The 13,431-nt window shown below is 40.9% G+C and carries 14 protein-coding genes; 2 read left to right on the forward strand and 12 right to left on the reverse strand.

Annotation, left to right across the window (positions count from 1 at the left end):
- Window positions 1-14: 14 nt before the first annotated feature.
- Genes T375_RS06745 through T375_RS06790 form a run of 10 tightly spaced genes read right to left on the reverse strand, consistent with a single transcriptional unit; the run spans window position 15 to window position 7,948 of the window.
- Window positions 15-446 carry a hypothetical protein gene (locus tag T375_RS06745; protein ID WP_049960332.1) on the reverse strand — a complete coding sequence of 144 codons (432 nt, stop codon included), beginning with the start codon at window positions 444-446 and terminating at the stop codon, window positions 15-17.
- Between the two features lie 2 nt (window positions 447-448).
- Window positions 449-1,663 carry an MFS transporter gene (locus T375_RS06750; RefSeq protein ID WP_044936476.1) on the reverse strand — a complete coding sequence of 405 codons (1,215 nt, stop codon included), beginning with the start codon at window positions 1,661-1,663 and terminating at the stop codon, window positions 449-451.
- A gap of 26 nt (window positions 1,664-1,689) precedes the next feature.
- Window positions 1,690-2,757, reverse strand: a complete 1,068-nt coding sequence (gene buk, locus T375_RS06755; RefSeq protein WP_044936478.1) for a butyrate kinase — start codon at window positions 2,755-2,757, stop codon at window positions 1,690-1,692.
- 10 nt (window positions 2,758-2,767) lie between these two features.
- On the reverse strand, window positions 2,768-3,679 hold the full coding sequence (locus T375_RS06760) for a phosphate acyltransferase (RefSeq protein ID WP_044936480.1): 912 nt from the start codon (window positions 3,677-3,679) through the stop codon (window positions 2,768-2,770).
- 21 nt (window positions 3,680-3,700) lie between these two features.
- Window positions 3,701-4,264 (reverse strand): 2-oxoacid:acceptor oxidoreductase family protein, encoded by a 564-nt coding sequence (locus T375_RS06765; RefSeq protein ID WP_033152747.1) that lies wholly within the window; start codon window positions 4,262-4,264, stop codon window positions 3,701-3,703.
- Window positions 4,264-5,019 carry a thiamine pyrophosphate-dependent enzyme gene (locus T375_RS06770; RefSeq protein WP_044936482.1) on the reverse strand — a complete coding sequence of 252 codons (756 nt, stop codon included), beginning with the start codon at window positions 5,017-5,019 and terminating at the stop codon, window positions 4,264-4,266. The genes T375_RS06765 and T375_RS06770 overlap by 1 nt, the downstream gene beginning before the upstream one ends.
- 1 nt (window position 5,020) lies before the next feature.
- Entirely contained in the window at window positions 5,021-6,109 is a 1,089-nt protein-coding gene (gene vorB, locus T375_RS06775; RefSeq protein ID WP_044936484.1) for a 3-methyl-2-oxobutanoate dehydrogenase subunit VorB, read from the reverse strand.
- A gap of 3 nt (window positions 6,110-6,112) precedes the next feature.
- Window positions 6,113-6,328 (reverse strand): 4Fe-4S dicluster domain-containing protein, encoded by a 216-nt coding sequence (locus T375_RS06780; RefSeq protein WP_044936485.1) that lies wholly within the window; start codon window positions 6,326-6,328, stop codon window positions 6,113-6,115.
- 38 nt (window positions 6,329-6,366) lie between these two features.
- Window positions 6,367-7,065, reverse strand: a complete 699-nt coding sequence (locus T375_RS06785) for a nucleotide-binding protein (protein ID WP_044936486.1) — start codon at window positions 7,063-7,065, stop codon at window positions 6,367-6,369.
- Window positions 7,066-7,096: 31 nt separating this feature from the next.
- Entirely contained in the window at window positions 7,097-7,948 is an 852-nt protein-coding gene (locus tag T375_RS06790; protein ID WP_044936487.1) for a hypothetical protein, read from the reverse strand.
- 331 nt (window positions 7,949-8,279) lie between these two features.
- On the opposite strand from T375_RS06790, the gene T375_RS06795 reads away from it, so the two are divergent.
- Together T375_RS06795 and T375_RS06800 are read left to right on the forward strand one after the other, a co-directional pair.
- Window positions 8,280-9,653 carry an LVIVD repeat-containing protein gene (locus tag T375_RS06795; protein WP_044936489.1) on the forward strand — a complete coding sequence of 458 codons (1,374 nt, stop codon included), beginning with the start codon at window positions 8,280-8,282 and terminating at the stop codon, window positions 9,651-9,653.
- Window positions 9,654-9,738: 85 nt separating this feature from the next.
- Window positions 9,739-10,614, forward strand: coding sequence for a LysR family transcriptional regulator (locus T375_RS06800; RefSeq protein ID WP_044936490.1), 876 nt, complete (start codon window positions 9,739-9,741; stop codon window positions 10,612-10,614).
- On the opposite strand, the gene T375_RS06805 is transcribed toward T375_RS06800, so the two are convergent.
- A complete protein-coding gene (locus T375_RS06805; RefSeq protein ID WP_044936492.1) occupies window positions 10,611-11,801 on the reverse strand; it encodes a pyridoxal phosphate-dependent aminotransferase in 1,191 nt (396 codons plus the stop codon). The genes T375_RS06800 and T375_RS06805 overlap by 4 nt on opposite strands.
- A gap of 136 nt (window positions 11,802-11,937) precedes the next feature.
- Complete coding sequence (locus T375_RS06810) at window positions 11,938-13,413, reverse strand: methyl-accepting chemotaxis protein (protein WP_044936494.1); 1,476 nt, start codon at window positions 13,411-13,413, stop codon at window positions 11,938-11,940.
- Window positions 13,414-13,431: the final 18 nt, after the last annotated feature.

Genomic DNA, 13,431 nt, shown 5'->3' on the forward strand with positions numbered 1-13,431 from the left:
ACATTTTTATCTAGTTATTTGCCATACGCTAATTTAGTTACTGGCTTCTCTATAACAAGACTTGTAATAAGGCCTACAATATGAAGAATAGGATAGGTTGAAAACCAAACTGCTATAAGCGAATCCCCAACTCCAACATTAATAATGGCCATACAGAAGCTTACTATGGTCACGTATATTGCATTTACGATGAAATTCCTTGCCAACATTTCAAGGAAGGTACCAGGTTTCTGGTTGCAAACTTTTTCTGCAAACCAGCTTCCAATCATCCCCATCGGAAGAATAACTGCTGCAACTGTGTTGATTGTAAAAGCACAGCAGCATCCTCTTACCCATCCGGCCAAAGAATCTCCGCCTGCTAGTATGGTTGCTGTAGTATTGATAGAAAGCGCCATACATACATTGATGATTACATTCCATCTGAAAAAGCGAATTTTATCATCCATTTTTATTTTCCTTTCGCAGGTCTTTTAATTAATAAAGTACAGATTGTTGCAAGAACTATTGCCCCAATCATAATCATGAAAATGCTAAGATATGTGCCTTGCATGTCGTAAATCATACCCGCAAGAGTCCCTCCGAATGATGCCAATAGCAGATTCAAATTGATAATCGAAAAGTTAACTGGATAATTCTTAACACCGTAAAAATCCATTATGTATGCAGAGTTTGTAGGTGTTACACCTCCGTATGAAAGACCGAAGAATATAAATCCAATTACAACAAGTGGCAAACTTACCGAGTTGATTGCTACGATGTTGATAAGAACTGAAACCAAGAAAAGTCCGCAGTTTAAAAGCATTGTTTTCTTCTGTCCCAGCTTGTCATACAAACCGCCAAAGATTACTCTTCCAATTCCGTTGAAAACAGAAATAAGTCCTACGATTGTTGCGATAGAGCCTGCTGCAAGTGCAGGGGCTGTCTCTGTAACAATTCCACTTGCCTGCGCGATTAAAGCTAATGCTGCTGCACTAAGCAATATCGCATATACGAAGTAAAGCCAGAAGCTTACCTTCGACACCATTTCTATTGTGGTAAAATCCTCTGAAGTGTTCTTCTTAGTTTCTTTATCCTCTACTGCATATACTTTCTGCTCTTCAGCAGTAGGTTTTCTAACGATAAATGCGCCTATAAAAATTACCGCAAATACGATAATTCCAAGAGCCTTGAACTCAACTCTCCATCCGTAAGAACTTAAAAGAGCTGCGTAGACTTTTCCTATAATGAAAGCACCTATTCCAAATCCCATAAGAAGGATTCCAGAGATAAGTCCCTTTTTGTCTGGGAACCATTTTGTAACACTTCCCATTACAGCGTTATAAGAAAAACCTGCACCAAGGCCAGCCAACACTCCAAAACCTAAATAAAGCATTCCAATAGAAGAAATCATGCTGACTAACTCAAATCCGATTAAGAAAAGCACTGCAGATGCAATGAAGATGTATCTTGTCTTTACCTTGTCTGCCACAAGTCCTGCAACAAGACCTCCTATACAAAAGAAGCTCATTGCAAGTGTGAAGGTAAGGGAAAGAGCTCCCTTACTCCAAGATGTAAACTCTGCAGCGATTGGACTTGAAAGTACACTCCATGCGTAGATTAGTCCTGCAAACAGAAGCACAATTACTCCTGCGATTGCATAAATCCATCTATTTGTTTTATTCATTTATAAACTCCAAATTTCCAATAAGATTATTCGTAAATTCTTGCCTTTTCCTGGCCTCTCATAACACGAAGAGTGCCTTCAGCAAGAGCCTTCATTTCGTTTTCACCTGGAATTACTTCGATAGGTCCAACGAAACCAACGTGCTTTTTGATTGAGTCTACGAACATATCTGAATAAGCAAGACCGCCTGTAAGTACGATGTAGTCAACCTTTCCGTCAACTGATGGAGCGATACGTGCAATTGTCTTTGCAGTATTGAGAGCCATCGCCTCAAAAAGAAGAGCTGCCTCTTCATTTCCGTCAACAACCATCTGCTCAACTTCGCGCATGTCTGCTGTTCCAAGGTAAGAAGCGATACCACCCTTACGCTGGAGCTTCTTCATCATTTCTTCCTTTGTGTACTCGCCGCTGTAGCACAAATCTACAAGTGCGTATGTAGGAAGTCCGCCGGCACGCTCTGGTGCAAATGTTCCGATTTCATCGTTGAAGAAATCTACAATCTGACCATTAGAATGAAGGTTTACTGTGATACCTCCACCAAGGTGAGCTACGATGATGTTTACCTTGTTATAGTCAATCCCCTTGTCTGCACAAAGCTTGAGGGCTGCTGCTCTAGTATTTAAGTTGTGTCCCTTGGCTGGAACTCTAACGCCCTTAAGTCCTGTGATTTTGTTTACCTCTGTCATCTCGTCAACTGTGATAGCATCGTAGATGTAAGCCTTTACGCCGATTTCCTGTGCAAGGCTATATGCAATACCTGCGCCAAGATTTGAAGCATGCTGATCAACTGGGTGGAAACGTAATGTATCAACCATCTTCTCATTTACTTCATAGGCACCAGTCTTTACTGGAGGAAGTGCTCCACCACGACCTACGATTGCTCCAAGAGAATCAAGCTTATCGCCATGCTTTGCAAGGCATGCCATGATTAGTTCTTTTCTCATATCAAGCTGATCATAGATTGTTGGGTAGTTCTTTAAGTCATCCATCGAGTGAGCAATACTTTCAACCCACTGCTGTTCATCAGCTTGATAAACAGCAATTTTTGTTGAAGTAGAACCTGGATTGATGACAAGAATTTTTTCATTTGCCATGTTTTTCTCCTTATTTAACAGCTGCTGCAGAAACAACTATTGAAAGATATTTCTCCTCAGCCGATGAACCTCTTGAAACCATAACGATTGGGCACTTTGCACCTACGATAAATCCGGCCATCTTTGCACCACAGCTTATTGCATACATCTTTCCCATGATGTTTCCAGCATGGATGTTTGGAGCAACAAGTACATCTGGGTCGCCAGCGATTCTAGACTCAAGTCCCTTGAAATCAGCAAGGTCTTTTCTCATAACGCAGTCGTACTGGATAGGTCCTTCTACGATACAATTTGTAATCTCGCCTCTTTCGTTCATTGCCTGAAGCTCTGCTGCATCAACAGACTCTGGCATCTTTGGATTAACCTTCTCAACACATGCAAGAACACCAACCTTTGGGCAGTCATATCCCATAGCTACAAGTGTGTCTACTGTGTTTTGGATAATCTCCTTCTTCTGCTGAAGGTCAGGATATGTAACCATACCGCCATCAACTGGAAGAATTACTTTGTGATAAGTTGGAACTTCGAACATTGTGAAGTGAGACATAAGTCTTCCCTGACCAAGTCCGTATTCCTTATTAACAACTTCCTTAAGGATAATTTTTGTATCAACCTTACCCTTCATAAGGAAATCTGCCTTGCCTGAGCTAACAAGCTTTACAGCTGTTTCGCAGGCCTTCTGTAAATCATCAGCAGGAACATCGATGATGTTCTCCTCAGGAATCTCTTCCTTAAGCTCTGCTAAGATTTCTGTGATAATAGCTTTGTCGCCAACAAGAATTGGCTCAACAATGCCTTCGCGTCTGGCATGAACAACAGCCTCAAGTGTGTGATCATCATTTGCACATGCAACTGCCATAATCTTTCTTGAAGGATTGCCCTTTACCTTTGCGATAAGCTCATCAAAATTATGAAATACCATACGCTTTACCTTTCAATCTAATTAGTTCTTTCCGTTCTTAACCTTGAACTCACGTCCAATTTCAAGACCCTTATCAAATGCTGCCTTGTTGAGAGGTAAAAGCTTTGGCTTGCTAGAAAGCTTGTGCTCTACTGTGCCCCAAACGATTTCTGGAGCGATAACCTCTGTATAACCTACGTAAACACCAAGCATGATTACGTTAAGAACCTTTGCATTACCCATTTCAAGAGCAAGCTCTGTTACAGGTGCTTCTACGATTTCAACATCTGTTCTTTCAATCTTGTCCTTTACGATTGAGCTGTTGATGAAAAGGCGTCCGCCTGGCTTAAGTGTTCCGATGAACTTGTTTAATGAAGGACCATTCATAACGATAAGGTCGTCCATTGTGTCACCAAGTGGTGCACCGATCATTTCATCTGAAATAACTACGTAGCAGTTTGCTGTACCACCACGCTGCTCTGCGCCGTATGAAGGGAAGAATGTTACATTCTTATCTGTTGAATCACATGTTGCAGAAGCAAGGAATTTTCCGAGGGTCATAACGCCCTGTCCGCCGAATCCGGCTACACATAAATTTGTTTCCATTATTTCTCCTCCATTCCTTTGTCTCTGATGACACCAAGTGGGTATTCCTTAAGCATGTTCTCCTCAAGGAAATCAAGTGCCTTAAGTGAATCAAGTCCCCAGTTTGTTGGGCAGCTTGTAACGATTTCAACAAGTGAGAAGCCCTTGCCTTCCATCTGATACTGGAATGCCTTCTTGATGGCCTTCTTTGTCTTCAATACATTTGCTGGTGTGTTGCAGCTTGTTCTCTCAAGATAGTAAGGAGCTGTAAGCTGGTTAAGTGTCTCGCAAACGTGCATTGGATAACCATGCTCTTCAGCGATACGTCCCTTAGGAGCAGTTGATGCCTTCATACCGAAAAGTGTAGTAGGAGCAAGCTGACCACCTGTCATACCATAAATTCCGTTGTTAACGAAGATAACTGTGAAGTTCTCGCCACGGTTTGCTGCAGACATTGTCTCTGCAAGACCGATTGATGCAAGGTCACCATCACCCTGATATGTATAGTAAATAGTATCTGGATTTGCTCTCTTCATACCTGTTGCAACAGCACATGCTCTACCGTGTGGAGCTGTGATGTTGTCGTATGCCATGTAGTCCATCTGAAGACCACAGCAACCAATACCAAGAACAGCTGCTGTCTTATCAACGATACCGAGCTCATCGATAACTTCTCCGATTAACTTCATAACTGAAGAATGCATACATCCTGGACAAAATCCTGAAACCTTGTCCTCCTGAATTGTTTTTGTTCTGCTATATAATAATTCTGCCATGTTAAGCCTCCTGTCCTGCTATTTTCATTACAGCCTCAAGCACGGCCTCTCTTGACATTACGTTACCACCAGAGCATAAGCACTTCTCAACTGGGCAACGACGTCTAACAACTGCTTCAACATCTGTTGCATACTGAGCTGGGATTGACATCTCAACATCAAGAATTGCCTTTACCTTTGAGTAATCTAACTTCTCAAAAGCTTCTGTTGGGAATGGGTTAAGTGTGATAGGACGAATAAGTCCAACCTTGATTCCCTGCTTTCTGAGAATGTCTACAGAAGACTTAGCAATACGTCCTGAAATACCATAAGCTGTAAGGATAATTTCAGCATCCTCAACCATGTATTCCTCAACCATTACGTCATTCTTCTTCCATGACTCATAAAGTGCTGCAGCCTCTTCGTTACACTTCTGCATAACAGTTGTCTGCCACTGACCTGGCTGGATCCAAGCACGATTTGCATAATCAAGCTCATGTCCTACGCAAGCCCACTTCTTCTTTGACTCTCTGATTTCAGCAACCTTTTCCTCAGACATCATCTCTGGAAGCTCAACTGGCTCCATCATTGTTGCGATAACACCATCAGCAAGGATGTGAACTGGGTTTCTATCTCTATCAGCAAGCTCGAAAGCCTTAACTGTAAGATCTACAGCTTCCTGTACTGTTGAAGGAGCAAGTACCATCATCTGGAAACCACCGTTACCAGCTGCCTTTGTAGCCTCAAAGTAATCCATCTGTGCTGGCTGGATTGAACCTACTCCAGGGCCCCCTCTTGCGAAGTTTGTATACACAATTGGAATACGAGCTGATGCACAATATGAGATACCCTCACTCTTAAGTGCGATTCCTGGTGATGATGAAGATGTCATTGCTCTGACACCTGCTGATGCTGCACCGTAAACCATATTGATTGATGCAACTTCAGACTCACCCTGTATAAATGTTCCACCAACTTCTGGAAGTCTTCGTGAGAAATACTCTGGGACTTCGTTCTGAGGTGTGATAGGATAACCTGCAAAAAAACGGCAACCGGCACGTACTGCTGCTTCAGCTACAGCCTCGCTGCCCTTCATAAATGTTCTAGCCATTTTTTAATCCTCCTTATAAATCTCGATTGCCCCATCAGGACAAATGCGACCGCATGTCAGACAACCTACACAGTCATCAGGTCTTGCAGCCACTACATATTCATAGCCTTTTGCATTTACTTCTGTTCCAACTTCTAGAACATTCTTTGGACAGAATTTCATGCAATAACCACAGCTTTTGCAACGTTCGGCAACTACATTAACTTTAAACTTTGCCATTATTAGACCTCCTTTATCTAATATCTATATCCATAAACTTAGTCTCTTAACCATTCATAGGTTAGGAACAAGTGTATAGGCATAATCTTTTCTTTTTGGAGCTTGTTTTTAACAGATTCGTGTAATCCTTCATGAACCACATTCATTTCTATTTCTCTGTATTCAGAAATGATTTCATTCATTTTGTTTGCGCCATCAACAACCTCATCAATGGTTGTTGTCAGGCCTGCATTTGGATTATCCACAAAGTGAATATCCTCAAGTGTTAAATGGGAAACTGCGAGAATTTCCGAAAGGAATCGATCAATGTGATCAATGTCCTGGCAGAATGGTCTGTAGTAATTTAGTACATACATGACACATAAGGATTTTTTGTCCACACCAAGCATGAATCCTCCTATGGATCTGGCGCCGATATCATCACCGCCTACATCCATAACAACAATGCTTTCCGGATCTGCTAAAAGCTCTCTGACTCCTCCTACTACTGTTGGAGCATCAAAGAATTGTTCTTCATAGTGGATATTTACTTCAGAGAGCTTCCCGCTGTTTAGCAAATCCCTGGATCTAAATAGAGGTTTTGTCATGTCCATATCAATCAGATGGACATGCTTATCAGTATTTTTAGCAAGGTATTCAGCAAGATTAAGAGCTATCTCGCTCTTTCCGCATCCCGCCTCTCCAATGAGAATGAAATTTGTTTTGTTCATTGCTAATGCATTTTTGATTAGTTGCATTTTTCTACCTCGCTAAAACCTATAAGTGAATTTATCTAAGTGTGATATAGCCCTTGTACTGTCTTAAGTTGTCAGATGTACATCTGTCACCAAGGAATACTGAAGCTATATTGTGCTGTGGCTTTAAGAATGGGAACTCATCCTGCTGTGCCCAAGCTGGCTTTGTAAGATGTGTCTTTGCAAGATTTACACAAAGCTCATGCCATTCTTCTGGTCCTTCAAACCAAACCTCAACAACTCTATCGAACTGTGCCTCTGGAGCACCGTAGTTTACGATTACCTTGCTACTTACTACTCTGTTTACTCGAACAGATCCTGTAAGGAATGGAACCACTTCTTCATGGAACCATCTTTCGCCTTCTTCCTTACCGCACTCCTCTGGATACTTGATAAGGAACTGCCAACGGAAGTTTGGTCCATCTTCCATTGTTCTATCTTTTCCCTTGAAATCTTCTTCCCAGTTGATTGGAACGAATGAGAAAATAAATGGTGGGAAATCTCCGCCACCTGCTGCGCGACCTGCGTCGCCAGACTCTGAATTATCGTGTACTGTTGCGCTTTCTACATCAGGAATACATCCCTGCCAGCGAAGTACATCCATTGGCATATATTCACAGAAGATGTTGTTTGCCATCTCTGGAAGATGCTCATTTACTAACCAGTAATGCTCTGTAAGCTGCATCTCTCTTGCACCAAATCTTTTTCCTTCTGGTGGTGTTGGGTATGCCTGGTAGAACGCATACTTTGTTACATATGGGGAAAACTTGCTGATGCTTTCTGGCACATGATGATAGTAGAGCCAGTGCTCAAGCTTAGGTCTATATTCTTCCTTTGCTAACCCCACATAGATTAAGCTTCTCATTAAGTTAAACTCGTAAGCCATAACAATCCTCCTTCTACATCGGTTAGACAATACTAACCAACTGGACTTCTCTTTTAGGCACATTTATTGTGCATATTTAACTATTTGTGATAATAACACCGCAGATTCTTGATAAAAAATATCAATATTGTTGGACATTGATAACAAAATTGATATAAGTCTGTTAAATTTTTAACCCATATAATGAAAGAAAATTTTTATCCAGATTTGGATCTAAGTGAGAAAATTTTTTCAATAACAAAATTGATATTATTGATGACCACTTTTTAATATTGGACTTAGCCAAAATTTGAGACCTATAATTAAGGCAATCACTTATAAGGAGGTTTTTATGAGCGAAAAGTTTTATGCTAAAAGCCCAGGAAACGAAGGCTATATAAAGAATATGGAAGTTGTCGCATATCACGATGCTGACAATCATTACTTATTCCAGTCACAGTTATATAAAACAGCTGACGGCAAGTATTATCTTTACGGCGGCTGCTTCTACGGATATGGTGTTGAAATTATCGATGTAACAGACCCTGCAAATCCTCGTCATGTACAGTACATGCCTGTTATGGATCCAGAGGTTTACCCTTACATGTCTACACCAAAGGTTCAGATTGCAGATGATCTCATGATTGTTTCAAATGGTAACTGTCTTGAGTTCCTTCATGGACCTGCTCCAGAGAAGTACACTCCAGCTCCAGGCGGAGTACATATCTTCTCTCTTAAGGAAGACCCAGAGCATCCTAAGAAGCTTTCATTCTGGTCAACAGGTGATGAAGGCAACCCAGGTGCCGGTGTTCATCGTTTCACATATAACGGTGGCAAATATTTACATCTTTCTGCTACTGCAGTTGGATTTAAGGATTTCATCTACAGAATCGTAGATATTTCAGACCCAACAAATCCACATGAGGTTGGACGTTGGTGGAATCCTGGTCAGTTCTATGGAAATCAGACCAAGAAGACTAGAGAAAAAGAATGGAATGGATGGCAGGGCTACAATACATACCCTGGTTTCGTTCACTTCCCATATGTTGATGGCGATACAGCTTATCTTAGCTGCGCTGGTGCCGGATTCAAGATTCTTGATGTTTCAAATCCAGAATGGCCACAGGTAATCGGTGAAGCAAAAATGACTCCACCTTTCGCTACAAAGTTTGGCGGTGCACTTTGCCACACATTCATGCCAATCCATGGCACAAAATATGCTATTGGTATGCAGGAAGGTGAGCGTCAGTGGACTTATAACAAAAATGATTTTGATAAGTTCGGCGTACAGGCTATGTGCGGTATTGAGATGTTTGATATCTCTGATCCTGAGGATCCAGTACTTATTTCAGTACTTCCTTATCCTGAGGTTCCAGAGGACTTCCCATATAAAAACTTTAATGATTTAGGATACGGTTATCCTACATCCTTTGGTCCACACAACCTTCATGAGCCAATGACTGGTAAGCCTTGGCTTGAGGATAGAAGTGACAGAGCTTATGACTGTTATTTCCATGCAGGACTTCGTGTATACGATATCTCTGATCCATACGTACCAAAGGAAATTGCTTACTTCATCCCACCAAACCCAGAGAAGCTTTGCTTCGATGTGAAGATGCCTAACAAGCCTCTTGGAACAGCTGAGGATTTGGTTGTTGATGATAGAGGATATATCTACATGAATGCTATGCATGATGGCGTTTATATCCTTAAATGTTTAGTATAGGTTATTTCTACTAATTTTAAATTCTCCATATATAAATAACAGTTGCCCACGTGACAGCTGTTATTTTTTTGCTATAATAGGGGGCATGAATGATAAACAGATAGAATGTTTTTTACAAACAGCAAAACATTTAAGCTTTACAAAAGCTGCTCAAAATTTATATCTTCCTCAGCCAGCTGTCAGCAGATATATTTCTGCCTTGGAAGAAGAGCTTGGAGTGAATCTTTTCATCAGAGAAAACAGCAGACACATTTCTCTGTCCGATGAAGGCACACTTTATTTCAATTTCTTCCAGCGCTATTTCGCTGAGCTACACAACATCCGCAAGATGCTTGCCAACACTACCAACCATATCCGCTTGGGATACAATATCGGCTGGAATGTTTCAAGCTTTCTTCCAAAGGTTGTTAATGAATGCCGTAGTGAGGATCCAGACTTCATGATTTCATTTGAATGTCTTGGCTTTAGAGACCTTCTCCAGGCTCTTGAGGACAAGCATTTAGATGCAATTATTACTTCATCGGATTATGTTGAGGGAAGAGCTGATTTGGTTAGATACAAGTTCACAAGCATACCTCGTATCGTTGTATACTCTGAGCTTTTACCAGATTTTGACAAAATAAAAACAGCTGCCGATTTCGCATCATATACTTTCTATATGATTGACGATCCACGTGTCGGCGAGCTGTGTCAGGACATTGAATTATTATTTAGACCTTATGGTTTTGTTCCAAGATTCACTGCAGTGCCAAACATCAATACTGTGTTTGCCTCTGTAGAAAATGGACTGGGAGTGGCGGTTCTGGACGGTTGGTACCAGGGAATCCACCACCCGGGAATCCATTATTTTAATCTTAACGATCATCTTCCAATTTCTATCGCTTGGAAGCGCAATACTATTTCGTCTTCAATTGATATGCTCTACAAAAAGATTAACGAGCATTTCAAATCTATCGACTAAAGACCGCAATCCTTTGCCAGTTGTTCAAAGGCTGGCAAAGAGCGTTCTATCATTTTGTAATCCACACAATATGCAATACGTACATATCCCGGACAGCCAAATGTCTTTGTAGAAACCAGAATAATATGGTTTTTCTTTGCTGCCTTTACAAACTCTTCCTCGTTTTCATATGGGGATTTTACAAGTAGATAAAATGCTCCCTGAGGCTTAACAACTTCAAAGCCAAGATCTGTAAGCTTGCTATATAAAAGCTTTCTATTCTTGTCGTAGAATTCCAAATCTACGTCTACATCAAGGCATCTTGATACTACAAGCTGGAATAGAGATGGGGCGTTAATATATCCCAAGCATCTATTGGCTACAACCATGGCACCAATCATTTCCTCGTAGTAATCCATTCTCTTAGAAAGAGCCATGTAGCCAATTCGCTCTCCTGGAAGGGAAAGTGTCTTGCTGAATGAGTACATGTAAATGCTGTTTTTGATGATAGAAGGAATGTAAGGCACCTCATCTCCATCGTAAACAAGCTCTCTGTATGGCTCATCTGCAATAACATAAATTGGATGGCCTACTCTCTTTTCTGCCTTCTCCAAAAGCTCTGCAAGCTTCTGAAGAGTAGATGCAGGGTAAACCTTTCCTGATGGATTATTTGGATTATTTACAATGACGCACTTTGTCTTTTCGTTGATAAGCGCATCAAGCTCATCCAAATTCAAATCGAAATCGTCAAGCTTTGCTGGCACTACCTTTAGAATACCGCCATAGTTTGCCACATAGCTTCTATATTCACCAAAATAAGGAGCGAATGCAATTACTTCATCCTCGTACCCTAAAAGCGCTCTAAACACGCAATTCATGGCCCCTGCCGCACCTACCGTCATAACGATATCTTCTGGTCCATAGCCCATATCAAACTTTTTATTCAAGCTGTTTGCAACATTTGATCTAACCTCATCAAATCCTGCATTCTTCATATATCCATGAACATATGCATCAGGATTCTCTGCTAAAATATCCTTAATTGCCTGTGTAACCTTTGCAGGTACTGGCGCTGCAGGATTGCCCAAGCTGAAATCATACACATTCTCTGCACCAACCTCAGCTGCAAGCTGTAACCCCTCTTCAAATAATTTTCTGATTGTAGAACTGCCTGCTACAAGCGCTTCCATGTTCTTCGAAATAACCATTCTTCTCACCCTCTCTGTCGCTTTAAATCGTTAAATTACTTTGTATTATATGCCTCTTTTCAACCAATGTCCATGCAAAAAATAAGAGACTAAACAAATGTTAGTCTCTCATTTTTATCTATACTCATTCATTCCTCTAATTCATGCTGCTTCGAGAGATTGTGAGGATGTCATGGAGGATTTCTTTGGTGCTTTCCATGTCAGCTTCACAGTCTTGATTAAGGGTGATGCTAGATTCTGATGATGCTGCAACTTCCTGTGATGTTGCAGATAGGTTGCTGATAGCATCCATTACTTTGCTGTTGGCATCTACACAGCCATCTACATTATCTGAAATCATCGCTACGCGGCGAGCAAGATCTGTGATTTTCTCAAGGATGATTTCGAATTTCTCTCCAGTTTCTGCAATCATTTCGCCCTGCTGATTTGCTGATTCCACACTCTTTTGCATGTTTGTAGATGCTGTATTTACACGCTGAATTAACTCGTCAATTGTTGATGAAATCTGCTCTGCAGATTCTTTGGTATGCTCTGAAAGGGCACGGATTTCATCAGCTACTACTGCAAATCCTTTACCAGCTTCACCTGCTCTGGCAGCCTCAATCGAAGCGTTGAGAGCCAAAAGGTTTGTCTGGCCAGATATATCAAGAATTGTACCAACGATATCTTTTACAGTTACGGCTGATTCCTGAAGCTCGCTTGTCATTGTGGCAGTCTCTGCATTGATTGTAGATGCCTCGTCTGATTTAGCACGAAGCTCTTCAATAAGTGCATTACCATCGCTGATGTTCTCTGATACATCATCTGAGTTCTTTCTCATCGCTCTAGCCTGATGGGCAATCTCTTCAAGGGAATCTGTAATGTTTGAATTCATTTCTGTTTGAGTCTGGATTGCCTCTGCTGTAAGGTTTACAGACTCACTAATCTGCTGCGCAGCCTCTGCGCTGGAGCTAACCTTTGACGCCAATGCCTCCATTGCATCGTTTGCATCCTCAAGCTTCTTAGCAATAGTAATACCTGTATTTTTAATAACCTCAGAACTTTCTTCTTGAAGTCTTACATTCTCTTCGATTTCATCCATTGTTTCTTTGTTCTGAAGTGAATTAAGGCGTACATAGAAGATGCCCATAAGAGAAAGTAAAACCATAAATATGCTATCAGTCATAACTGCAAAATGTCTGTCTGCAACCTCAACTGAGAACATGTAAAACAATGGAATATACAATAGATTAATAACAGCTGTAATTATAGATGTAGCTATTGTCAATTTAACATCGTTGAATAAAAGCGAAAGAATAATAAATGCTGGTCCAAATGCCCACATGTATGTGACATGAACACATCCTGCCATCAATACAGCGTATCCAATGAGCATTGAGCCTATCATCAAATATCTGCCTCTTGTTCTGCGACTGTATCGGAGGTATGCATAAATTGAGAATATGAACACAATTATCTGCAGTATAGACATAGTCGTTGTATTTATAAATGAAAATCCTACTCGCTGAGCGCTATATAGGATTGTAGCTGCTAATTCGAATACCTGGATAATACAAGCCAACTTGAATCCTAGCTTATTACTTTCGTATATATGTCTTTCTTTTATATCCATAAAAAGTCCTCCTATCCC

The sequence above is a fragment of the Pseudobutyrivibrio sp. LB2011 genome (genome assembly GCF_000701765.1).
GTDB lineage: Bacteria > Bacillota > Clostridia > Lachnospirales > Lachnospiraceae > Pseudobutyrivibrio > Pseudobutyrivibrio ruminis.